The following is a 23,332-nucleotide window of genomic DNA, read 5'->3' as shown; positions in this document are numbered from 1 at the left end:
TCTGCGTTGGCCGACATGGGGCATGTGGAAACAAACCCGCCTAACCACGAGCCGATGCCTGGCGAGCTCCGGGTCCTTTATCGGGCGGATGCCCAGGCGAAGCGAAGAACGGAAGCCAGGCCCGGGCTATGGATGGCCGTTGCCATCTATTTGATGTTTTCGGCAACGGATCTGCTGCTGATACCGGATGTGGCGGCCTACACCATCGTCGCCCGCTTCACCGTCGGCATAACCGCGCTGCTGATTTTGGAAGAACAGCTCCGCCGTGGGATCGCGACGGCATGGCTCGATTTGACTTGCGCCGGCGCCATCATCTTCGGCTATATCGGGTGGCTTTGCCCGGCCTTTACCGGCGCCGACAGGGAAAGCGTCGCCTACTACATGGTGTTCGGCACGATTTTCATGATGAGCGCCAATCTTTTCTTCACGTTCAGCTTTAGATTATCGATACTAACGTCGACAATAATACTTTTTATACTGTATATAGTAAACTACCTTGTGCCAGCCACGTTAACATACAAGATGGTTTTCGGGACCTTCTACGTCTCATGCTTTACGTTCACGTCATATGTGAACTGGAAGCTGAATGGAGAGCGTTACAACGTATTTCTGAACGCCTTGGAGGCCCAAATCCAGCACAGGGAGGCCACAGAACGCGGCAAAGCTCTGCTGCGGCTATCGCGCACGGATCCGCTGACGGGGCTGCAGAACCGGCGAGCGATCGATGAGAAGCTGCGCGACTACTGGAGCGACTGGCAAAGGCTTGGCAACCGGTTCGCTGCCATCCTCATCGACGTTGATTTCTTCAAGAAATTCAACGACTGCTACGGCCATCAGGAAGGCGACCGTTGCCTGATCCATGTCGCCAACGCCCTTAGCGATCTCGTCAAGCAATACGACGCCTCGATCGGGCGCTTCGGGGGCGAGGAATTCATCGTCCTGGCCCGCATGGACAAGAAGGAGCGCGTCGCCGAGCTTGCGGAAGCCATTTGCCGCACAGTGGAGAACCTGGCGCTTACTCACGAGCTGCGGCGTGACGGCATCTCAGTCGTCACGGCGAGCGTCGGCGCCGCCTTCACCAGGGTTCAAGCCGGCGCCAAGCTGGAGAAGATCATTCACGAGGCCGATCGCGCGCTCTACCTGGCTAAGGCCGGCGGCAGGAACTGCGCCCGGCTGTTCGATCCGACCGATCCCCAGAGCAGCGACGAGAGTGAGAACATCGCGGCTTTGCTGAAAATCGCCATCGGCCAGAATCTCGTCTCACTCGTCTACCAGCCCATCCAGGACGTCGCCTCGGGCAAGGTCGAGGCGGTGGAAGCTTTGATGCGCCTCAAGATGCTGGACGGCACTCTGGTTCCGCCAAGCCTGTTCATTCCCGTGGCGGAAAGAACAGGCGCGATCCTGGAACTCGGGCGCTGGGTGATAAGGTCGGTCTGCGCCGAGCTCCTGGCGGACGACCATATCGGCGTCGTCAGCGTCAACGTCTCTCCGATCCAGCTCAAGACGCCCGGTTTCGCAACGTCCGTCGCCAGCATATTGGGCGAGACCGGGGTTGCCGGCAGCAGGCTAGCCTTCGAAATTACCGAAGGCCTCGAGATGGAGATGCATTCGGACGTTCTGCGCTGCATCAGCGACCTGAAAGTGCTCGGGATCAAGATATGGCTCGATGATTTCGGGACGGGCTTCGCAGGCCTTTCGTGGCTTCGTCTCATCGATTTCGATACGGTCAAGATCGACCGCTCGTTCCTTCACGACTGCGGCACTCAGAAGGGTATGGCGATGCTCCAGGACATTGTCGCCTTGGTTCGAAATCGCGGCCCCAAAATCCTGGTCGAGGGGGTGGAAACCGACGAGCAGATGGCGCTCATGCGTGAGTTCGGCATCGACAAGGTCCAAGGTTATCGTGTCGGCCGCCCTGCTGTCGCGGCAAGCTTCCAGGCAAAACGGACCACCCAGAAACGCGCATTTACGGTGCTGAAGTCCGCATGATGGAGCAGGCGGCGCCGCTGCACGCCTCGCCCGGATTAGTGCACCAGCGTCCGCGCCCACTGCCGCAGCTCGCGCGGGGTCACGTCCGTCTTTGCTCCTGAACGACCGATAAAAGCCGCCGAGCTGCGGCAGAGCCCGCTCACGACGCGAATCACGGTTCCCCGCCGGTAGAGCGCCATGGTTGTGTCTCAAAGCAAGATTGTCCTGGATTTCATCTCAGGCCACACTCGACGTCATCATGCGCGACAGCACAGGGGACCCGCGTGATTTGTCGATGGCATCGGTGAGGTCAACACGGCAAATCCGGCGATCGGCAGATCTGACAACATGAATGCACCATCGCAAGTTTCCACTCCCGACGCATCCGCATTGCGCACCTGAACTGGCGTCCCCGCCCTCCCTTCCAGGGCGCCTTCGGAGCGTAACTTCGCGTCCTGTTCATGATCGGCATCCCTGACGCTTTGCGGCGTTTCGAAATACCAGACAGGCCGCCAAGCGTCGCAAGACGAACAGGGAGTTAGACCGTTTGGCCAAACGGTATCAAAACCAATTCAAACCGTTTCACTAAATGTCCCTCGCCGTGCTGTGGCCGAAGGATCAATCCAGTTGCCTACAATGGGTTTCGCCGGGCCACACAAATCCACGAAGGATTTGGACGAACCACCAAGCTTTGACTTTCTTTGTAAAAGCTGTCCTTCAGCGACTGACATTATCGTTGTTCGCCAATAGGCTATGAAGCGGTTCGCCAAAGTCGATTGACGGAGCAGGTTTCGTTCATGTGGCCAGCCAGACACGTTCGGCCACACGATGGTCGCTGAGCAGGAAGTTGGGATTGGGAACAAACCCCTTCACCTCGTGGCGTGCCGCGTCTATCCAACTGGCAAACGCCGGAATGATGGCGGGGCACTCGTCGTGGATCATCTGCTGCAGTTCGAAATAGACCTCGCGGCGCTTGGCCGGATCGGCGAACGAGCGTGACTCCGCAAGCTTGCTGTCGAAGCTGTCGTTACGCCAATGCGTCTCGTTCCACGGCGCGGTACCATCGGCTTCTCCCGTAAGGGTGCTGATTTTTCGATTTACATGGATGTTTCGATCGTGGGTGGTGCGTCTGCTTGCGATGTCGCAAATTGTGCCACCTATTGTGACGTAAAGTCGACGCCTGGTGCAGATCCTATGGGAAAAGCGGCGGGACGAGTAAACTAGTGAAGCCTGCCCTTGGGAGGCTTGGCGGCCAGCCACTTCATTCTGGCTTTAAGCTCCTGCTCAAGCTCCAGCGTGAGCCGGACGATGGGATCGGGAATCCAAATCAAATCGGTCGCGCCCTTCACCAATCGCGTCTCGGCAGCCAAAACCTCGGAGGCCGCTTGTGAACCGGCCGATTTCGACAGAAGTTGCGAAAGGCGTCGTCGCTGGACGGCGTGAACTTCTTCCAACAGTCTCAGGAAACTCAAAGCATCCGTCGTCGGCAGGCTTTTGCTTCTTAGTCGGGTAATCCGCTCATGCTGGCGCGCAATGTGCAGCTCGCCATGTCGAACATGCCTTTGTGCCATGCTGATGTGATCATCGAGAAGCATCGCGCATAACGCGAAAATACTCATGTCGTTCCAACTCCCGCGCGGCAAGGCGGGTTAAATCGCCAGCGGTTTCATTTCGTGACGAAGTCCGCTGGCACCCAGCTTGCAAAGAAACCTTGCCGGGTGGTCCGACAGGCTGTCGGGGCTGAGGGTCGATCGCCTGGGCGGCCGCCACCAGGCCTAGGTTGAGCGCCGGCTCGTCCTCGCACGGCCGCAGGTTGGAGCCTGCGTCATTTCAGCGGCCCCTTGCGGTCGCGTGACCAGAGCTGGTCGAACATGCTGAGCGCGGCACTCGGTCCGGCAGGCTCCAGCAGGCCCTGCTCGGCGGCCGCTTTCTTAAAGGCAGCAAAGGCGATGGCCGGCCGGCAAATTCCATTGGCCGCGTCTTCCACCAGACGAGCCGCCTTCAGATAGGCCGGTGCGTCCTTGTTTTTCCACGCCCCGCCAAGTGCTTTTCTGGCATCGGCGATCGAGGAAACCACCATCGTGCCGCCGCGGACGAAGCGAATGGTGAGCGGCAAGAATCTGCCCATGCCTCGTCACCAGCCTAACCACCCGCTCGTAGGCCAGCCGAGGCCGAGGAAGGGTGCCGCTCTCAGGGCGGTCACTGCGAGAACGAGAGGGGCTTTGTTCGTCCGATAGGATTTCATGGCGCCACCGCACGGATCGAGATCGCCATAAACGAAATTGCCGCGGCCCGGTTGCATCCAATCAAGCAACGGCGGGTTCAAGCACGAGCCAGGCGGCAGACGACCGGGCGTTGGGTGGCAATGCCAACCTTTTCTGTTCGGCCGCGTTGTCCGGAGAGAGAAACAAAGGAGAAAGCAATGCCGACGAAATCCGTCCGAGCGACAAAATCCGCTACGCCACCGGCATCCACCTCACCGACCAAATCCGCCAGCGAGCACGCGGCGAGCCGGCAGCGGAGCGTGCAGCGCAAGGTCGACGCGGCCGACCGCGCCAAGCCGAACGGCAAATCCAAATCGCAGGGAGCCATGCAGGCCGGCGCCAGGCAATATCCAGCGCCGCCATTCCCCAAGCAGCATCATCCGAAGCCCGGCGAGGAATGGGCGATCGAACCGGCGCCCCTTTATGACGCGCCATTCTGGCAAGGGTCGGGCAAGCTGGAGGGCAAGGTGGCCCTGATCACCGGCGGCGATTCCGGCATCGGCCGCGCCGTGGCGGTTCTGTTCGCGCGCGAAGGGGCGGATGTCGCGATCGCATATCTCAACGAGGACCGCGACGCAAAGGTGACGAAGCAGGCGGTCGAGGCTGAAGGCAGGCGCTGCATCACACTTCGCGGAGACGTCTCAAGACGGACCTTTTGCCACAAGCTGGTCGAGCAGACCGTCAAGACTTTCGGCAGGATCGACGTGCTCGTCAACAACGCGGCCTTCCAGGTTCATTCGACCGACTTCGCCGACCTTACCGAGCAGCATTTCGACACCACGCTGAAGACGAACCTCTATGGCTATTTCCACATGGCGCAGGAGGCGGTGCCGCATATGAAACCCGGGTCGGCGATCATCAATACCGGTTCCGTCACCGGCATCGAAGGTTCGAAGGATCTGGTTGACTATTCGATGACCAAGGGCGGAATCCACGCCTTCACCCGGGCGCTCTCCGGCAATCTCATCAGCAAGGGCATTCGCGTGAACGCGGTGGCGCCGGGCCCGGTATGGACGCCGCTCAATCCCTCGGAGAAGGAGGCTGGGGACGTTTCGCGCTTCGGCGCGAAGACACCGATGAAGCGGCCCGCCCAGCCGGAGGAGATCGCGCCGGCTTATGTGTTTTTAGCCTCGCCGCAATGCTCCAGCTACATCACCGGCGAGATCCTGCCCATCATAGGAGGCTACTGAACACCGCCCGGAAGGCTGGGCAAAGCCCGAGGAGAACCCGGCGACATGCCCGCGGCCGGCCCGCCATGATCCGGGCGCCGACGAACTGGTTCGGAACAATTGAACCTGATCGTTATTGACTTCAGCGGGCCGCGTTAGCCGGACCTGGTGGCAGAGAGAACAGGATGATTTTTCCGGCTTCGCATCCTGGCCAACGAAAAGGCAGTCGAGCTCTTGTCCCACCCGGCCCGCATCGGTTCGAGGCGGGCAGCGCACATGGTGCAGGACAGGAAATCGAAGACCGGCTGGCCTCAAGAGGCCTGGCCACTGCTGAAGCAAAGCGTAAGCGGCTACATCGACGACAACGCCTTGAGCCATGGCGCGGCGATTGCCTTTTATGCCACCACCTCGCTTGCGCCGATCCTTCTGATCGTGGTGGCGGTCGCCGGCATCGTTGTCGGCAGAGACGCCGCGCAACTCGCGCTCTCGGCCGAGATATCGGGCGTCATGGGTCCGCAGAGTGCCGATCTCCTGAAGGCCACGATCGAGACCGCTTCGCGCGGATGGTCCGGCGCGCTCGCCACGATCATCGGGCTGGTGACGCTCCTGATAACGGCCTCTGGCGTCTTCGGCGAGATGCAGCAGTCGCTGAACAAGATCTGGAAAGTCGAACCAAGCGATATGTCGCTTTCGAGCCTTGTGCGGGCGAGGATAGCGAGCCTTGGCCTCGTGGCGGCGCTGGGCTTTATGCTCCTGGTGTCGCTCGCGGCGAGCACGGCCATCTCGGCATTGAGCGATGCGATCAACCAGCGCCTGCCGTTCGGCGAACTGATCGTGAGTTCCATCAACACGGTCGTTTCGTTCCTGCTGATCGCGCTGCTCTTCGCGGCGATCTACAAAGTTCTGCCGGACCGCAGCCTCAAATGGCGGGATGTCGCCGTCGGCGCCCTGGTCACCGCGCTTCTGTTCACCGTCGGGAAGTCGCTGATCGGCTGGTATATTGGCAGCAGTTCGATCGCGACCTCCTACGGCGCCGCAGGTGCGCTGATGGTGGTGTTGCTGTGGGTCTATTACTCGGCTCAGATCTTTCTGTTCGGCGCCGAAATCACGCGCGCCTATTCGGTGAGCAACGGAAGCCGCGCCGATCTCGCGCCGGTTGTGAAGCAAAAGACACGAAAGTGACCAATCGCCACGTGCTTGACAACGGAGCTGCTTTTCCAGGCTGACCTGCACGAACCAGGTCGAGTGCCCGTGGAACTGAGTCCCCCTGAAACGACTTATGGTTTCGGGGCGGGCACATAGTAAGGGTGATATGGCCGACGATCGAAACCGCATTTCACCTGCTCGCGAGACGGCGACAGGCTCGCGGCGACCCAGTGCGCGCAACCGCTCCGTCATCGTCATCGGCGCCTCCGCGGGCGGGGTCGAGGCGCTGAAGAAGATAGCGAGCGATCTTCCCGCCGATTTGCCGGCGGCCGTGTTCATCGTGGTTCATGTCGGGCAGGTCAGCTATCTGCCGGGGATTCTCCAGCGCGTCGCGGCGCTCAAGACCTCTGTGGCCGAGAACGGCGCCAGAGTCGAAACCGGCAACATCTATGTGGCTCCTCCCGGAGCTCACCTCCTGCTCCATGACGACCACATGATGCTGCGCCGCGGCCCGCGCGAAAACCTCGCCCGGCCGGCGATAGACCCGCTGTTCCGCTCGGCAGCGCTGAGCTACGGCGCGAGCGTCATCGGCGTGGTGCTGTCGGGCGCGCTTTCCGACGGTACTGCCGGCCTGCGGGCCATCAAGACGGTTGGCGGGCTCGCTGTGGTCCAGCACCCCAAGGACGCGCTGGTACCCTCCATGGTAGAAAGCGCGCTGCGTTATGCCGAGATCGACCATTGCGAACCCGCCGCCAAGCTTGGCGGCTTATTGGCGAAACTGGCGGCCGAGCCGGCGGGTGAAACCTTGCCGGCCCCACCGGCGGTCAGGCTGGAGGCGGCGATTGCCGCGCAGGAGCATGCGTCCATGCAAGAAGCAGATCGACTTGGCGAATTGTCGGTGTTTACATGCCCTGAATGCCACGGGCCGCTGTGGGAGATCGAAGACGGTGACATGCTGCGTTATCGGTGCCATACCGGTCACGCTTTCACCGCCGACGCGGTGATGGAAGCGCAGGCGATCGAGGCGGACGAGATCCTGTGGAGCCTGTTGCGGACACACCAGCAGCGGGCTGAATTTGCCCGGCGCGCGGCCGAGCGGGAAAGAACGAAGGATCGCTCCGGACTCGCCAGCGAGTTCGGCAAGCGGGCGAGGGAATACGAAGCGGATGCCGCTGTCATCGAGCGCATCCTGGAAAGCAGGCGGGCACAGGCAGGCAATGGCGCAGGCGGCGAGGAAGGCAAGCAAAAAGAAAGCAAGCGCTAGCTCGCGCGACGGCGCGAAAGAGGCCACGTCCTTCCCGATCATAGGCATCGGCGCGTCGGCCGGCGGCATCGCGGCATTGCAGCAATTCTTCCCCCAGGTGCCGGCCGACAGCGGCTTTGCCTATGTGGTGATTCAACATCTCGACGCCGAGCACGAAAGCGTCCTTGCCAGCATCATCCAGCGCTCCACCACGATGGAAACGCAAACGGTGGTCGAGGGCATGGAGATCGAGCCCGACAAGATCTACGTCGCGCCGCCAGGTGTGTCGGTGATGCTGCGTGGCCAGCATTTCCATATGGCCAAGATGGTGGCGACGCGCGCCAGGCGGACGCCGATCGACGATTTCTTCACCTCCCTGGCCGAGGAGCAGTCGGAACAGGCGGCAGCGCTGATCCTCTCCGGAACCGGCAGCGACGGCACGATCGGACTGAAGGCGGTGAAGGAGCGCGGTGGCCTGACGCTTGCCCAGGAAAGTGCCGAATATGACGGCATGATGCGCAGCGCCGTGCAGACCGGCCTGGTCGACATGGTGATGCCAGCCGAGGAGATGGCCGCAAAGCTGGTTGGTTATTTCAACCACGCCAACCGCAACGAAAGCGAGCGCGACCGCCGCAACCGCGATGTAGCCGACCAGCTTTCGCGCATCACGGCGCTGCTGCGCGTGCGAACCGGCCATGATTTCAGCGGCTACAAGGACAATACCATCCTCAGGCGCATTCAGCGCCGCATGCAGGTGCTGCAGATCGACGACCCATCCGCCTTTTACGAGCGGCTACGCGACGAGCCACAGCAGATCGATCTGCTGTTCCAGGACCTTTTGATCGGCGTCACTAGCTTCTTCCGCGACGAGCACGCCTTCGATGTCCTGGAAAGACTTGTCATCCCCCGGCTGTTCGAGGACCGCAAGCCCGACGAGACGATCCGCGTATGGGTGCCGGGCTGCGCCACGGGCGAAGAGGCCTATTCGATCGCCATGCTCCTGAAGGAGAATGCGCCACGGGGCGCCGCCTCCCCCAATCTGCAAATCTTTGCCACCGATATCGACGAGCGCGCGCTGGAAGAAGCCCGGGCCGGGCGCTATCCGGCGACGATCGCGAGCGATATCACGCCGAAACGGCTCAAGGAGTTCTTCTCGCGCGAGGACGGCACTTATCGTGTCTCCGCCGAGTTAAGGGAAGCTTGCCTGTTTTCGGCGCACAATTTGTTGCGGGATCCGCCTTTTTCCAAGCTCGACCTCATCACCTGCCGCAATCTTTTGATCTATATGGGTCCGGAATTGCAGGAAAAGATCGTCCCGATCTTTCATTATGCGCTACGCAACAATGGCTATCTCTTCCTCGGATCGTCGGAGAACGTGACGCGCCATGCGCGCCTGTTCTCGACCGTCGACAAGACGAGCCGCATCTTCCAGAAACGCAACGGGGTGGCGGCACAGCGGCTGCCGGAATTCCCGCTCGCGGCTGCTGCCAGGCAGGTGCCTAGCGCGCGCCCTCAGGCGAGGACAGGAACGCTGCAGGAGGCGGCGGAGCGCCTTCTCGTCGAGCGATTTGCGCCGGCTTATGTCGTGGTCAACGCCGGCGGCGAATTGATGCACAGTTCGGGCGGCACCGGCAAATATCTCGAGCTCGCCGCCGGTGCGCCTGACCACAATGTCTTTTCCATGGCAAGGCGGGGCCTTCGCATGGATCTCCGTGCCGCGCTCCACAAGGCGGCCAGCACCGGACAGGTGGCGATCCAGAACAAGATCACCGTCGGCACCAATGGCGGCCGCCAGACGATCAGCCTGGCCGTGCAGCCATTGCCCTCCGACGGCTCGTCGGACCCGCTCTACATGCTGGTCTTCCGTGACGTCGGCGGCATCAAGCCGGAGTCGGAGGACGAGCCGGTCCACACGACCGACGATGTGGAAAGCGCCAATGTCAGCCAGCTCGAAAGGGAGCTGAGGGAAACCAAGGAGCGGTTGCAGATCACGACGGAGGAGCTCGAATCCTCCAATGAGGAGCTGAAATCCTCGAACGAGGAACTGTCCTCCATCAACGAGGAGTTGCAATCGTCCAACGAGGAACTGGAAACGTCCAAGGAGGAACTACAGTCGATCAATGAAGAGCTGCAGACCGTCAATGCCGAGCTCCACATTCGCGTCGATGAGCTCAGCCGCGCCAACAACGATATGGCGAACCTGCTCGAAAGCACACAGATCGCCACCGTATTTCTCGACCGCGACCTCTGCATCAAGAGCTTCACGCCGACAGCGCGCGACCTGTTCAGGCTGGTCGAGAGCGATGTCGGCCGGCCGCTCGCGCATGTGCGCCCGCGTTTTCCCGCCGACGGGCTGCAGACTGACATGGAGCAGGTGCTGCAGCGGCTCGGCACCATCGAGCGGCAGGTCGCGGGCACCGACAGCGGCAGGCGCTACATCATGCGCGTCCTGCCTTACCGCACGGTCGACAACGTCATCGCCGGCGTCGTCGTCACCTTCGTCGACGTCACCCAGATCGCGCGGGCGGAAGAAAGGATCGGCGTGCTCTCGCATGATTTGCGCAATCGCGTCGAAAGCCTCGAAACCCTGCTCGACCTGGTGCCGGTCGGTATCTTCATCGCCGAGGACGGCGGCGGCGCGGAGATACGCGCCAATCGGCGTGCGGTGGAGCTCGCGGGACTGCGCGCCACCGGAGACAAGCTAATACCGGTGCCAGCTACCCTGCCGCTGACGCTCAACGGGGCCAAAGTGGACGCCGCCGACCAGCCTCTGTTCAAGGCGATCCGAACCGGCAAGGCAATCCCCGGCTATGAGGCGAAAATCCTGCGCGAGGACGGCTCCGGCATCGACGTCATGATGTCGGCCAACCCGCTGTTCGACGAAAACGGCAAGGTGCGTGGCGCCATAGCGACGCTGGTCGACATATCCAGCCACAAGGAATCCGAGCGGGCCCAGGAGAGGCTGCTGCATGAGCTGCAGCATCGCGTGAAGAACATTCTCGCGACGATCACGGCGCTCGTCGGGCGTATGATCCGCTCGTCAAGCTCGATGGGCGAATTCGCAGCCTCGTTCCATGAGCGGCTGCACGCGATGGCCCGCACGCATGAGGTGCTGTCTTCCCACAATTGGGGCGATGCTGACCTAGAGCAGCTGCTCAGGGCGACATTTTCTCCCTACAACAGCACGCAACGCCAAAACCTCATCCTCCATGGCCCGCCGTTCCATCTCGATGCGGCAACGGCGGCCGCGCTAGGCATGGTGTTCTTCGAACTTGCCAGCAACGCCGCCAAATACGGGGCCCTTTCCGCCGACACCGGCCACGTCGAAATCTCCTGGGCCGTCGTGAAGCCGGGCAGGCTTTCGATCCGCTGGAAGGAAGTGGGCGGCCCGCCCGTGCGGGAGCCGTCGCGAAGGAATTTTGGAACCACTTTCATCCAGCAGAGTTTAGAGTACGAGTTGGGAGGGAGTATTTCTTTGGACTTCAGGCCGGCCGGCCTGGAGTGTTTGCTTGAGATTCCCCTGTCCCGGACGTAAGCGTCGAGCCTTTGCCCAGGCACGCATGAACAAGAGCGCTCCATTGTCGGGCCTGCGCATCCTCGTCGTCGAGGACTCTTTTCTGGTTGCGCTCGATCTCTCCGACGAGTTGACCGACGCAGGGTGCGATGTCGTCGGTCCCGCGCCCTCCGTCAAACAGGCGCTCGAGCAGATCGACGGCATCGAGTTGGATGGCGCGGTGCTCGACGTCAACCTGCAAGGCGAACGCAGTTTTCCGCTTGCCGAGCATCTCACCGCCCGCGACGTGCCGTTTGTTTTCCTGACCGGCTATGACAGCGCCACTGTCTTTCCCGATCAGTTCCGCGATTCGCCGAGATTGTCGAAGCCGGTCGAGACCAGATTGCTCATCGAGGCGGTTTCACGTTTCAGCCGCCGCAAGCATTGAGGTCTCGCGGACTTCTCTCCCGCGGCGCCACCTTTTGCAGCCGCGGCCGCCAAGGCAGGTACCCACGGTTGTAGCCGATCATCCCAAGCAGGTTGGTACGCTTTCCGCTGCCCATGTCACCATGCATCGGTCCATGACCACGAGACTACTAAGCTTGCGGGGCAGCCGGATCGGCCGATCTTGCCGCGGAACAAACACCTGATTGCTCGGTTCGGCCCAGGACACAAAGGCGGCACCCACTTACGCGTGTTCGGCCGATCCTTTTCGACCGCAACGAGCGCAAGTGATGACCGAACAAGCCAATCAAGGGCAAGACAGGCAAACGCGCAAAGGCATCGGCAGAACCGTCGGTCTGGCTTTGATCGCCGGTGCGGCTGACGACGATTGCTCGGCAATCGGAACCTATGCCAGCGCCGGGGCGAGATTCGGGCCGGACCTGCTTTGGACTGCGCCCGTGACGCTGCCGATGATGTACACTGTCGTGTACCTCTCATCAAAGCTGGGCCAGGTATCGGGACGGGGGCTTTTCCAGGTTATCGCGGATTTCTATCCGCGATGGCTGCTGTGGTCTGTTCTGGCCGGAGTTCTGATCGGTAACACGATCGAGGCTGCGGCGGATCTCGGCGCCATGGCGGCTGTGATCAACCTCTTCGTGCCGTTGCCGATGCCGTTGATCGTCGCCATGGTTGCGACGGTCATGTTCACTCTTCAGGTCTTCGGTTCTTACGATCTTCTCAGGAATCTGTTCCGCGTACTGGCATTGGCGCTGCTCGCCTATGTCGTCTCGGCTTTCCTTGCCAAGCCCGAACTGATGCCGGTGCTGAGCGGTACCTTGCTGCCCAAGGTGCATTTCAACCGTGAGTATTTGTCGATCCTCGTTGCGATCATAGGAACAACGCTTTCGGCCTACCTCTATACCTGGCAGTCCAACCAGGAGGTAGAAGAGGAGAAAGCGCTGGGTAGAAACACGCTCGAGAAACGGAGAGGGGCGACAGACGAAGAGTTGAGCCGGTCGCGCAAGGACATTCTGCTCGGCATGACGTTTTCCAACCTAATCATGTATTTCATCATGCTTTCCACCGGGTCGACGCTTCACAAGGCCGGGCAGACGCAGATCGAAACGGCGGCTCAGGCAGCTGATGCGCTGCGGCCGCTTGCCGGTGATGCGGCAGGCATAATCTTCGCCGCCGGTGTGATCGGTGTCGGTTTTCTGGCCGTTCCGGTGATGACGACTGGCGCGGCCTTCGATCTCGCCCAGGCAATGGGCTGGAAGAACGGCATGGATACGAAGCCGCGGGACGCGCCGGGCTTCTACCTGGCAACGGGAGCATTCACGCTGATCGGGGTCGCACTCAATTTCTTCGGCTTCAATCCAATGCGCGCCCTGGTGTGGGCTGGCATCGTGCAAGGCTTTTCCACTCCTCCGCTCTTGCTGCTCATACTTTTGATGACGAACGATCGCAGGATCATGGGCGAGCGGGTCAACGGCCGGGGCACGAATGTTCTCGGGGGGATCACGACGGTGGCAATCTTTGCGGCCTCGATTGGCCTGGTTGCGAGTTGGTTCTTTTAGGCGCGCAGGCTGAGCCCTCTGAGCAAGTTTGTTTCGAACAGGAACGATCATCATTGTCGCGCATTGTCCCAGATCAAGACTCATCTGTCTCTGCTGGGGTCCGAACCGTGCTACCCAATGGTCATGCCGCGCCAGATCGTGCACCGGCGGAAATCTCCGTCGTTGATCTGATCCCCGCCTTGCGCGCTTTCGCGCGCAGTTTTTGCCGTATTCCTGATGACGCCGACGACTTGGTTCAGGAGACCTTGACCAAAGCGCTAGGCAATTTGGACAAGTTCGAACCGGGAACCCGATTGAAGTCCTGGCTTTTCACCATCATGCGCAACACCCACTATACGCGTGTCAAGGCTGCCGCCAGGGAAGCGCCGGGGTTGCTCGATTGCGCCTCCAGCCGACCGGTTTCGGAAGCCACCCAGGACTGGTCCCTTCGGAGCAAGGAAGTTCATGGGGCCATCCAGAAGCTTCCTGCGCATCAGCGTGAAGTATTGGTGCTGATCGGTGTGCTGGGGGTCAGCTACGAAGAAACGGCTGAGATATGCGATTGTGCGGTTGGAACCGTGAAAAGCCGCCTCAACCGCGCACGCGCGCACGTTCTGGAACTCCTGGATGAACGCTCATCGCAGACGCTGGTCGAAAGGCAAGACCATCTCCTGGAAGACCGCTGGGACCGGGGCGCCGACCAACACCGATAGGCATCAGCTCTCCGGTTTGCAGTGACGCTTCTGGATCAGAGCATTCTGCAACTCGATCGCGAGTTCGGTCAGGCGATCAGGAATTCTCTCCTGCTCTATGGCCTTCAACAACGACGCAATCTCTTCGTCCACGTTCGGATTCTCCTGGCGGCCGACGTCGCGCTGGCTCGGACGAGTCATGTCATTCTCTTAGCAAACAGGTCCCTTAATTTCACGTTGAGACCATAGACGGTCGCAGTTTGCAAGGCGCAGCCGGCCGTCAATCGGCTTCGGCCCCGCACAGGCTGTGGGCAGAGCGAAAGACCTACCCGATCGCCTGGAGCGGGTTCGGCTTTCGGCGAATTGCTGACCCGCTCTGAACATTTTGTTCGCAAATCCGGACGGAAAACCGCGCTGCGTACTTTTCCTCGAATTGCTCTAAGCGCGCCTGCCGGGTCCCTAAGAAACCAAAGCCACCGCGACCTCAATCCCTGGGGAGCCGGTTTGCCGCATTGTCCTGATATTGATCGGACTTGATGCGATCGCTATCGAGACCGCGCTCTTTCGTGTGTTGCTTCTTATCCCGGTTCGACAGCACGTCGTTTTCGCCGACCATGTCTTTCGGGAGCTCCGTATTCGCCCCGGCGCCCGAACCCTTGCCCCGACTGCCGCGACCCATATGTTTCTTGCCACCGGATGCCATCTTCTTCTCCTGGGCCTGTCAGCCTCTGCGAGAGTGGTTCGGCGTCCCAACTTCGGTCTTCCGGTTATGTTCCGCCGGAACGGCGAACAAGAAACGCGGTGCCGTCCCAGCGACGGAAAGGCAACTCGCCATCGACGACGACGTCCATGGCGCATACGTGGGCAAGATGGCGGACATCGAAAGAATCGACGGCTGGCGACATGCGGTATGAATAGTTGAGAATGGCCGCAAGTCCTCCTGGCCGCAGCAGGCGCGCGATTTCGCTGAAGTGCCGATCGGCGACGCCGGCGAGCACCAGATAGGGGAAACAGTCCACCGCCAGCACACCATCAAAACCGCCGGCGACGAACTCGGCAAGATCGAGGCCCGATGTCCGGTGGAACTCCACATTCCCGAGGCCCGCGCAGCGCCGGCGGGCGATGTCCAGCATCCTCGCGGAGATGTCGATGCCGACAATGCGCTTTACTCTTTGGTGGAGCGCGCTCTCGAAGCGGCCGATGCCGCAGCCGATGTCAAGTATTGTCTTGTCTCTGCCCAAAAAGCCTCGTTGTTCCAGCCAAGAAGCAATCTCGGCAGTCGCGGCCGAAAGCTTCTCCTCATCGCCAAGCGACGAGAGTTGGACGCTGGCGGCTGGAGAAATGGCAGCGGCCTGATCGAAGCTGCTAGCCAGCCTGCTGACAATCATCTCATGCGTTTCGCCGCCCAGACGGTCATGACGTACGGAAGCTGCCGTTGTCCGAAGATCGTCAAAGGAAATCTCCTTGCGAGAAAGCAGCATGGCCACTTCGTCAAGCCAGCCTCTCCGGCGAGGGGCATGTGAACGCATACCCAGTGCAATATCGGCCAACTCTTCCGGCTTGACGCCCGGCTGGAGATGGAGCGCCAATCTGGCGACCGCGACTTCGGCGGACAGGCCGTTTGCCATGCATCTTTCGAGGATGTGACTCGCGGTTATCCTCTCTCGTTCCGCTATGGTCATGGCGACGCGTTCCGGGTCCAGATCCTTTGCGTCGTCCAGCGATCTTCTGCTCCCCAGCCGTATTTGTAACTCTCGCGGCCGCGCAGAAAGTCGAACTCCCGTGCCCCCTCTCGGGCGGCTTCAGCAATGGCCTTGCCGATCAGGATCGCTCCGGGGCTCTCCTGCGCATAAGCGGGGTCGAAGCCACCGAGATAGGCATATGCGCGACCACGATGATGGAACCCGTAATACGCGCCAACGACAGTATCGCCGATCTCGATCAACCAGCACCTGGCCAGCCCGTTCGCGGCAAGGCGAGGCAGTGCACTCCTGTGGAAACCCTGTGCGATGTCGTTGAGTACACCCTGTCCGACCCAACGGGCGCGGTGCAGTCGGACCAGCTGGTCCATGAATGTCTTCGGATCGGCCTCGCATCGCTCGATGGCTACCCGCCCTCGTCGTTGCGCGGCTCTTTCGGCGCGGCGCAGTTGACGCCGTCGCCGGGAAGGTATCGAGCGTGCGAACGTCTCACCGCCGGCAAGCGAAAGCACTGGGCAAGCGGCATGGTTCGAAGATCGCCTCTCTATGACGTTCGGCAGGCCGAGGTGAAGGGAGGCAGCCCCGGCCGGCAGATCCGGCAAGATCCATTGCGACCACTCCAGCGACAGCGTGGCCTCGGCAATAGCGGCGCTTACAGCTGCCTCTTGGCTTGGTGCGCAGAGGATATCGAGGTAATCGCTCAGCGAAATTCCGACCGGCAGCAGTAGCCAGCCGGATGCGCACGCTTCGCGATAGAGGGGCGCCAGGCCGACGAGATCGTTTCCGCTCCACACGGCGATCGCGGAGAGATCACCGGGCGAGAATGTCTGCCACCACGGCAATAGCCAAGCGGGTGACTGGAAAGGCGTCGCGGAGGCGCTTCGGGACCATAGTGCCCACCAATGCGGCTCGAGGTCATCGAACGCAGCTTGGTCTCGGATGATATCGGCACGAAGGCCGCTCACCGCGCGGCCCTCGACGCTGCGCGCGAAGCGCCGAGCTCTGCCAGCGCCCGATAGACTTCCATATAGGCCGAAACCATGCGATCGAGCGAAAACCGGTCTCGCGCCTCTGCCCGGCATGTTTCGTTGTCGAGGTCGCCCGCGGCGTCGATAGCTATCGCCATCTCATCGATGTCATTGACCAGAAAACCGGTCTTGCCGTGCTCGACGACATTGGGCAGGGCGCCGTTCGGGAAGGCCACAACGGGCGTGCCGCAGGCGAGGGCCTCCATGGCAACCAGCGAACTCGTTTCCGCGGCAAGGCTCGGAACAACCAGGCAGCGGGCGGAATTGAGGAGTCGCCGCTTGGCGGAAAACCCGAGCGGTCCCAGGAAGCGGCGCCGCCTGTCGAGACGAGGCTCCACTTCTTCGGCGAAATATTGAACATGTGTCTGATAGGGATAGAGTTGCCCCCCTATTGCAAGCGGCACTCCGGCTCGCTTCGCGGCGTCGATCGCCAGGTGGATGCCTTTTTCCGGGCATATTCGGCTCAACACGAGCGCCAAATTGCGACGCGACCGGGGATCGTTCAGCGCATTGACGTCGACCCCGTTTGGAATGGGCGGGATCAGCCTCGATCCTGCCGGTGCTGTGTTTTGCTGCGCGTCGGACACCGCGTGCAGCCACAGGTCGTCACGTGCCGGCCTCAGGACTTCTTGCGGATACCAGGCGAGCGGCAGATGCAGCGTCACGAGTGTCGGGCCGTCGTCGGGCAGATAGGCGTCGAAATCGATGCCGTGCAGGTGGACCACGTCAACCGGCCAGCGCGCCCGGGCGGCAGCGATCGCCGCGCGATGCGCGCGCTGGGCGCGGCTCTTTGCCGTCTCGTCGAGCGCGCCTGTTTCGGCAGGCGTCTCCACCAGGATGCCGGCAGTGCTGGAACCTTCGCAGGCGACGACGATGGAACGATGACCTTGCCGCACCAGCGCGCGATCCAGTGCCGACAGCACCTGCTCGGCGCCGCCGACCGCATTGAGGCCGACGGGCGCAAGCGGGTAGGCGACGTTGAGCACGGTGAGCGTCATGGCTGATCGAGCCGAAGTCCCTCAGGTTCGCGGCAGTCGTATGCAGGCGCCCGCCGAAAGCGCTCGACCGAACCGGAGAGTGGCGCCAACGTCAGGGTTTGCGTCACGCGGCTGGCCAGCATGGCTTGTTTTCGCCCTGCGGCGAATTCGGTCGGCGTATTTGACGGTTGATCGGCGGACGACATGGTGAACTCACGCCGCCGAGACCCGCCTCGCGGGCATGGCGGCGTTGTGCACAGCCGGGGCATAGCGGCGGATCATGCTTGCACAGAATTCGGCGAATTCTTCGGGCATCTGTGGCGGGCTGGTGTGATGGGGCTGCAGGCCGCGATGTTCGGGCGTGAAACAAAAGGTGACGGTGACGTCGAAGTCGGTGAGCGCTTCCATCTGGCGATCAAACCAGTCGAGCGCGTTCGGTCTGAAACTGTCGGCCCAGGAAAGCCCCGTACGCAGATTGGTGACGCCCAGGCGCTTCATCCAGGCGACGGCGTCGTCCAGCCGATGGTCCTCGAAATGAAACCACTGGACCAGCCCCATTTCCGGAGTGTGGCGCAGGAACTCCTCGAGTGCCGGCTTGGGTGTGCCATCCTCGCGCAGCAGGCCCATGTAGAAATGACGATAGTAGGAAGAGCCTTCCACCTCGCGATGCCGCGTCGTCGCTCCCCATGCGTGAGGCAAGTCGTAGAGGCTGTACCATTGCACGCGGGGCGCGTGGCCAAGCAGCAACTCCGCTGTCCGGCGCAGGCCCCAGAGCTGGACCTCCTCGGCGCCGAAACTCGACACCCCGACTTCGCTGATCCAGATCGGCAGATCGGTGACTTCGGCGATCTCGCGGAGCTTTTGCGGCCATTCATGAATCTGCCAAAGATTCCAGTCGAGCGGGAAGCCATGCACGGCAACGGCATCGACGTGATCGAGTACTCCGAACCCCTTCATCAGCGACATGAAGCCGGCATCGATCGGCGAAATGCCGCCGAGGACCCGGGTGATCGCCGGGTTTTCGAGACCGATCGCATCGCCCGCCAGGATCGCCATGCTGGCGAAGCGGCTCCAGTCCGGATCGAGCTCGGGATCCCAATGGGACTTATTGTTGGGCTCGTTCCAGATCATGGCGGCTTCAATCATCGTTTCCTCCTTTCGCCGGATGGACTGCGCCTCCGCCCGCCGGCTCACCGGAGGCACGGCAGAAATAGACTTCGTCTTCAGGGTGAAGCAGGATCTCGAAGCCGGCGCTGCGCAGCATTGCCTCGATGCAACTGCGGTTCGGGATCCACCAGTTGGTCGGATCATCGGCATAGCGATGCTCGATGAAGTGGAGCTTCGGGAATTCGGGTTGATCGAACGGCTCGTGCGTCCAGAAAGGGTAGTTTTGTTCGAGCGCTGGGACCTCGCTGCTCCCGCGTTGCATGGATTGGAAAATCATCAAGTCAGGCGCGATGTGCTCACGGATCAGATCCAGGGCCAGCAACGGGTGGCGCAGGTGGTAGAAGACACCCATGAAGAGCACGATGTCGAAGGTCTCGCCGAGAGCGGCGACGTCGTATACCGAGAGCTCGCGGAACTCTATATCGCAATCCGCGATTTCGGCGGCGAAGCGCGCCTGCGTCAGGTAACCCACATCGAAGTCGATGCCGAGCACACGGTCGGCGCCCCGCCGCTTCATTTCGATCGAATAGAAGCCGGCATTGCAGCCGATATCGAGCACGGACTTGCCCGACAGATCGGCCGGGATCGCATCCGCGAACTTCTGCCACTTGATCAGGGGATAATTGCCAAGGAAATGGTCGGGAGCCGTTTGCACGCCCGCCAGGTCCATGTTGTGGAACCAAGGGCCCAGCGCGTCGATGCGACGGCGTATTTCCGCGGCGGAATGCAGCATGTTCAGGCTCCTTTGCCTGGCGAGAACGGAATTTGCGAGCGGCTCGACGGCACCAATATCGGCGTGCCGTCGTCTTTGGGCACATCATTGTTTTCAAGCAGCCGGAGCGCGGTGCGGTAGCCGTTGAATGTTCCGACATCCACATAGGCCGAGCCCGCCTTGACGCCCCAAGCCTCACCTCCGGCGGCAAGATAGGCATTGATCAGCGTTCCGAAATACTCGTCGCAGCCGTCCCGTTCGCGCCAGAGCGCAGCAAGTCGGTGAAAAATGCGGCCCGGCATCTTGAATGCTCCCCAGACCCAGTTCGTGACGGCATCCCGCTGCTTGACCTGGATCTGCTCGACACGGCCATCCTGATCGACGGCCACGGCATCAAAAAGCTCCGGCCGGTCGACGGGGAACAGCAGGAAGGACAGCCGGTCGTCCGGAAGATGGCAGAAGCCGTCCTCGGGAAACCAGATCGTGTCGGGCAGGCCGATCAGCACCGTCTCCTCGGGCGCAACGATCGGCGCTGCGCGGAAGATCGCGTCGCACAGGCCGACCGGAGAAGGTTGCGCCACGAAGATGGCGACGGCGCTGTCATAGCCGGCCGCATAATATTCGAGGATGTCCGACTTGCCCGAGCCGATGATGAAGCAGATCCTGTCGACACCGTTTCGCACCATCCGGCGCACCAGATATTCGCTGACGGCGCAGGGACGTTCTGTTTGCCCGTCCATTCGACTGCCGACCGGCAGCAGTTCCTTGGAAAAGCCAAGCGGTTGAATGCGGCTGCCCCGCCCGGCGGCAGGCACGATACCCAACATCAGACGGCTTCCTTCAAAGGTTCGCTTGCCTGCGCCCGAACGGCTTCGTTCAGGATGCGGTCCAGTTCGGCGGCGCGGCGCGCCGATGTGTGTTCATCGAGGACGCGCTGGCGGGCCCTGCGGCGCAGCGACTCGAGCTCCGCATCCGACAAACCGAGCGCGGCGACCACGTCGTCCGTTGAATGTGCAAGCACGATTTCGCTACCTGGGCTGAAGAAGCTGTCGATGCCCGGCCAGTCATCGGAAATCATCGCCGCGCCGCAGGCTGCCGCTTCGAACAGCCGGCCGGATGGACACCACCCTTTGCGCGCCATTGCTTCACGGGTGACGTTCAGCGTCAGGCGTGAGGAGCAGAAGAAGGCCGGATGGTCGGCAGGCGGCAGATGCCTGACAAAGAAGATGTTGTCGCTCCACGGAAAGTCCTGCGGGTATTGCGCGCCGCCGATAATGAAGCGGCAACCCGGCATCCGCACAGCCGGCTGCACCAGCAATGTCTCGACGCCCGCCTGGCGGTCCTCGGCATAGGTCCCGAGATAGGACAGATCGCCGGTAAACTCCGGTCTGGGCTGCGCCGGCCGATGGCGGTCGGGGTCGACATGTCCGTAGAGCGGCACGACGAGACGCGCGCCCAGCATCGTCTTCAGTGCGTCCAGCGCCGGGCCGCCGGTGTAGCTTAGCACCAGGTCGAAATCGCGAAGGCCTTCGGGACCGAAATAGGCTGGTTGATCGCCTTGCTCGATACGTGCCAGGGTCACCGCGGTGTCGAGATCGTAGAACACCTTCAGTCCGCGGCAGCTCTCTTGCGCGAGGCGGGAAGCTTCAACGGCATCCGGGCAGTAGGAGGTAACGATCACGACGTCAGCCTCCCGGACCGCGACAGACGCGACCTGCGCGATCTCGTTCCAATGCGGATAAAGCACGACCTCGCCGCCATCGAGGTGATGGAGATCCCTTGCGCCGGCATAATAGGGCACGTCGCGTTCGAAGAAGCTGATGGACCAGCCGAGCGGCGCCAATGCGCGTATCAGCCCGCGCCAGAGCGTGGCATGTCCGTTTCCCCAAGAGGAAGTGACCGTGAGGCCGAAGATCACCATCCGCATCGGACAGCTCCTGTCAGGCGGCTTCGTTCAGGCGAATGAGCTTTGAACCCCAGTCGCCATGGACGATGGTCGTGATCGAGGCGGGCTCAATGTCGAAACGGAAGCAGTCGCCGAGCTGAAGGCCAAGGACTTTGCACACCGCGGCCTTGATGACATCCGCATGGCTGATCAGCGCAATGCATCGGTTTGGGTTTTGTTGGCGCAGCGCATCCATCAGGCCGATAACCCGCTGCTGCGTATCCTGCATGGTCTCGCCGTTTGGCGTGCGTGCGTTCTGTCGCTGGTCGTTCCACGTCCGCCAGGTAGCATCGCCATTCAGCTCCTCGAATGTCTTGCCCGACCACGCACCGAAATCGATCTCGTCCAGCTCCTGACGTATCGAGATCCGCTCGATGCCGCAGGCCACAGCGATAGGTTTCGCGGTTTCCAGGGTGCGCTTGCGTGGGCTGCTCAAGATCCCGGCAAGCGGCTCCCTCGCCATGCGGTCCGCTAGTTGCCGCGCCTGCGATTGGCCGGCGCGGCCGAGATCGACGTCGTCGAGGCGCCCCGGCAGATAGCGGCCGACATTGTCGTGCTCCGCATGCCGGATCAGAAAGAAGATCGTGGTCATTCGGCGGCGTCGAGCATCGGCTCGTCCCTGCCGGCGATGAAGGCAAGCGTGCGCAGGCGGGCCTCGGCGTCGGTGAACTGCTCCGGTGGCGACTTCATGAAGTAGCTGCAAGGCCCGGTGAGTGCCCCTGCAATGCCGCGATCGAGGGCAAGCTTGGCGCATCGCACGGCATCGATCACCACGCCGGCGGAGTTGGGCGAATCCCATACCTCCAGCTTCAGCTCGGCATTCAGCGGCACACCGCCGAAAGTCGTGCCTTCGACGCGGATATAGGCCCATTTGCGATCGGTGAGCCAAGGTACATGGTCGCTGGGTCCGACATGGATATTGCCCGGTTCGAGCGGAACATCGATCTGGCTGGTGACCGATTGCGTCTTGGAAATCTTCTTGGATTCCAGCCGCTCCCGCTCCAACATGTTGAGAAAGTCTGTGTTGCCGCCGAAATTGAGCTGGTAGGTGCGATCAATGCGCACTCCGCGCTCCCGAAATAGATTGGCGAGCAGCCGGTGAACGATGGTGGCACCCACCTGGCTTTTGATGTCGTCACCGACGAGGGGGAGGCCACGCTCCTCGAAACGCTGTCGCCACTCCGGCCGCGAAGCGATGAAGACCGGTATACAGTTCACGAATGCGCAGCCGGCTGCGAGCGCGCATTCGGCATAGAAACGGGTCGCCGCCTCAGAGCCGACCGGCAGATACGAAACCAGTACCTCGGCCCCGCTTTCCCGGAGGCTCGCGGTCACGTCGACGACCGGTTCATCCGCTTCCTCGATTTCATCGCGCAGATATCTGCCGATGCCGTCGAGCGTCGGTCCGCGTTCCACATCGACACCGATCGGAGCCACATCGGCAAACCGGAAGGTGTTGTTCGGGGCGCTGTAGATCGCTTCGGCCACATCGCGTCCTACCTTGCCCTTTGCGACGTCAAAGGCGCAGGCGACCTCGATGTCCTCGACATGATAGCCGCCGAGATCCGCATGCATCAGCCCCGGTATCGGCTCGTTGCTTTTTGCCTGGCGATAGTAGGTAAGGCCTTGCACAAGGGAGGATGCGCAATTGCCGACGCCGACGATGCCGATGCGAACTTTCTTCGATGTCACGAAACCGCCGCCTCTGCCGTTGGAGGTAAGTTCCTGGCCGCCGAACTAGGACTGGGAAGGAATGTTCCTTCCCGTCGGAAAAAATGCTGGGCGCGATGCCGGCCAGCGCTTTCGAAGAAGGGCGGGCGTGCGGGCG

22 protein-coding genes are annotated in these 23,332 nt (G+C 61.7%); 8 read left to right on the top strand and 14 right to left on the bottom strand.

Annotated features, from left to right (window positions below; translation table 11 throughout):
• The first annotated feature begins 15 nt into the window (after positions 1–15).
• On the top strand, positions 16–1,989 hold the full coding sequence (locus ACVMIM_RS28545; RefSeq protein WP_476117401.1) for a putative bifunctional diguanylate cyclase/phosphodiesterase: 1,974 nt from the start codon (positions 16–18) through the stop codon (positions 1,987–1,989).
• Between the two features lie 774 nt (positions 1,990–2,763).
• Here the strand turns inward: ACVMIM_RS28545 and ACVMIM_RS28540 are convergent.
• From ACVMIM_RS28540 to ACVMIM_RS28530, 3 genes are all read right to left on the bottom strand, one after another.
• Positions 2,764–3,228: a hypothetical protein gene (locus tag ACVMIM_RS28540; RefSeq protein ID WP_476115999.1), complete on the bottom strand. Its 465-nt coding sequence runs from the start codon at positions 3,226–3,228 to the stop codon at positions 2,764–2,766.
• Positions 3,189–3,587 (bottom strand): hypothetical protein, encoded by a 399-nt coding sequence (locus tag ACVMIM_RS28535; protein WP_476115998.1) that lies wholly within the window; start codon positions 3,585–3,587, stop codon positions 3,189–3,191. The genes ACVMIM_RS28540 and ACVMIM_RS28535 overlap by 40 nt, the downstream gene beginning before the upstream one ends.
• Before the next feature lie 206 nt (positions 3,588–3,793).
• Complete coding sequence (locus ACVMIM_RS28530) at positions 3,794–4,096, bottom strand: DUF982 domain-containing protein (RefSeq protein ID WP_476115996.1); 303 nt, start codon at positions 4,094–4,096, stop codon at positions 3,794–3,796.
• A gap of 294 nt (positions 4,097–4,390) precedes the next feature.
• Here ACVMIM_RS28530 and ACVMIM_RS28525 point away from each other — a divergent pair, with 294 nt between their 5' ends.
• The 7 genes from ACVMIM_RS28525 (at position 4,391) to ACVMIM_RS28495 (ending at position 13,996) form a co-directional block, all read left to right on the top strand.
• Positions 4,391–5,422, top strand: a complete 1,032-nt coding sequence (locus ACVMIM_RS28525) for an SDR family oxidoreductase (protein WP_476115994.1) — start codon at positions 4,391–4,393, stop codon at positions 5,420–5,422.
• 255 nt (positions 5,423–5,677) lie between these two features.
• Positions 5,678–6,583: a YihY/virulence factor BrkB family protein gene (locus ACVMIM_RS28520; RefSeq protein WP_278051529.1), complete on the top strand. Its 906-nt coding sequence runs from the start codon at positions 5,678–5,680 to the stop codon at positions 6,581–6,583.
• Between the two features lie 97 nt (positions 6,584–6,680).
• Positions 6,681–7,811 (top strand): chemotaxis protein CheB, encoded by a 1,131-nt coding sequence (locus ACVMIM_RS28515; RefSeq protein ID WP_476115992.1) that lies wholly within the window; start codon positions 6,681–6,683, stop codon positions 7,809–7,811.
• Positions 7,765–11,325: a CheR family methyltransferase gene (locus ACVMIM_RS28510; RefSeq protein ID WP_476115990.1), complete on the top strand. Its 3,561-nt coding sequence runs from the start codon at positions 7,765–7,767 to the stop codon at positions 11,323–11,325. Before ACVMIM_RS28515 ends, ACVMIM_RS28510 begins: the two co-directional genes overlap by 47 nt.
• A gap of 25 nt (positions 11,326–11,350) precedes the next feature.
• Positions 11,351–11,731 carry a response regulator gene (locus tag ACVMIM_RS28505; RefSeq protein ID WP_476115988.1) on the top strand — a complete coding sequence of 127 codons (381 nt, stop codon included), beginning with the start codon at positions 11,351–11,353 and terminating at the stop codon, positions 11,729–11,731.
• A 286-nt stretch (positions 11,732–12,017) separates the two neighbouring features.
• Positions 12,018–13,304, top strand: a complete 1,287-nt coding sequence (locus ACVMIM_RS28500) for an Nramp family divalent metal transporter (RefSeq protein ID WP_476115986.1) — start codon at positions 12,018–12,020, stop codon at positions 13,302–13,304.
• Between the two features lie 107 nt (positions 13,305–13,411).
• On the top strand, positions 13,412–13,996 hold the full coding sequence (locus ACVMIM_RS28495; protein ID WP_476117399.1) for a sigma-70 family RNA polymerase sigma factor: 585 nt from the start codon (positions 13,412–13,414) through the stop codon (positions 13,994–13,996).
• 3 nt (positions 13,997–13,999) lie between these two features.
• Here ACVMIM_RS28495 and ACVMIM_RS28490 read toward each other — a convergent pair whose 3' ends face one another.
• From ACVMIM_RS28490 to ACVMIM_RS28440, 11 genes are all read right to left on the bottom strand, one after another.
• Positions 14,000–14,176, bottom strand: a complete 177-nt coding sequence (locus ACVMIM_RS28490) for a hypothetical protein (protein WP_476115984.1) — start codon at positions 14,174–14,176, stop codon at positions 14,000–14,002.
• 283 nt (positions 14,177–14,459) lie between these two features.
• Positions 14,460–14,678 (bottom strand): hypothetical protein, encoded by a 219-nt coding sequence (locus tag ACVMIM_RS28485; protein WP_476115982.1) that lies wholly within the window; start codon positions 14,676–14,678, stop codon positions 14,460–14,462.
• Between the two features lie 64 nt (positions 14,679–14,742).
• Positions 14,743–15,657 carry a class I SAM-dependent methyltransferase gene (locus tag ACVMIM_RS28480; RefSeq protein WP_476115980.1) on the bottom strand — a complete coding sequence of 305 codons (915 nt, stop codon included), beginning with the start codon at positions 15,655–15,657 and terminating at the stop codon, positions 14,743–14,745.
• A complete protein-coding gene (locus ACVMIM_RS28475; protein ID WP_476115978.1) occupies positions 15,654–16,640 on the bottom strand; it encodes a GNAT family N-acetyltransferase in 987 nt (328 codons plus the stop codon). The genes ACVMIM_RS28480 and ACVMIM_RS28475 overlap by 4 nt, the downstream gene beginning before the upstream one ends.
• On the bottom strand, positions 16,637–17,701 hold the full coding sequence (locus ACVMIM_RS28470) for a glycosyltransferase (RefSeq protein ID WP_476115976.1): 1,065 nt from the start codon (positions 17,699–17,701) through the stop codon (positions 16,637–16,639). The genes ACVMIM_RS28475 and ACVMIM_RS28470 overlap by 4 nt, the downstream gene beginning before the upstream one ends.
• 192 nt (positions 17,702–17,893) lie before the next feature.
• Positions 17,894–18,826, bottom strand: a complete 933-nt coding sequence (locus ACVMIM_RS28465; RefSeq protein ID WP_278051522.1) for a glycoside hydrolase 5 family protein — start codon at positions 18,824–18,826, stop codon at positions 17,894–17,896.
• Positions 18,819–19,580 (bottom strand): TIGR04290 family methyltransferase, encoded by a 762-nt coding sequence (locus ACVMIM_RS28460; RefSeq protein ID WP_476115974.1) that lies wholly within the window; start codon positions 19,578–19,580, stop codon positions 18,819–18,821. Before ACVMIM_RS28460 ends, ACVMIM_RS28465 begins: the two co-directional genes overlap by 8 nt.
• Positions 19,581–19,582: 2 nt before the next feature.
• Complete coding sequence (locus ACVMIM_RS28455) at positions 19,583–20,386, bottom strand: nucleotidyltransferase family protein (protein WP_476115972.1); 804 nt, start codon at positions 20,384–20,386, stop codon at positions 19,583–19,585.
• On the bottom strand, positions 20,386–21,486 hold the full coding sequence (locus ACVMIM_RS28450) for a CgeB family protein (RefSeq protein ID WP_476115970.1): 1,101 nt from the start codon (positions 21,484–21,486) through the stop codon (positions 20,386–20,388). The genes ACVMIM_RS28455 and ACVMIM_RS28450 overlap by 1 nt, the downstream gene beginning before the upstream one ends.
• A 13-nt stretch (positions 21,487–21,499) precedes the next feature.
• Positions 21,500–22,096, bottom strand: a complete 597-nt coding sequence (locus ACVMIM_RS28445) for a histidine phosphatase family protein (RefSeq protein ID WP_041003326.1) — start codon at positions 22,094–22,096, stop codon at positions 21,500–21,502.
• On the bottom strand, positions 22,093–23,196 hold the full coding sequence (locus ACVMIM_RS28440) for an inositol-3-phosphate synthase (RefSeq protein WP_041003328.1): 1,104 nt from the start codon (positions 23,194–23,196) through the stop codon (positions 22,093–22,095). The genes ACVMIM_RS28445 and ACVMIM_RS28440 overlap by 4 nt, the downstream gene beginning before the upstream one ends.
• Positions 23,197–23,332 lie beyond the last annotated feature (136 nt).

The organism is Mesorhizobium sp. USDA 4413 (assembly GCF_056280365.1).
The sequence above is the reverse complement of the archived record's forward strand: the minus strand, read 5'-3'. Positions and strand labels throughout refer to the sequence as shown.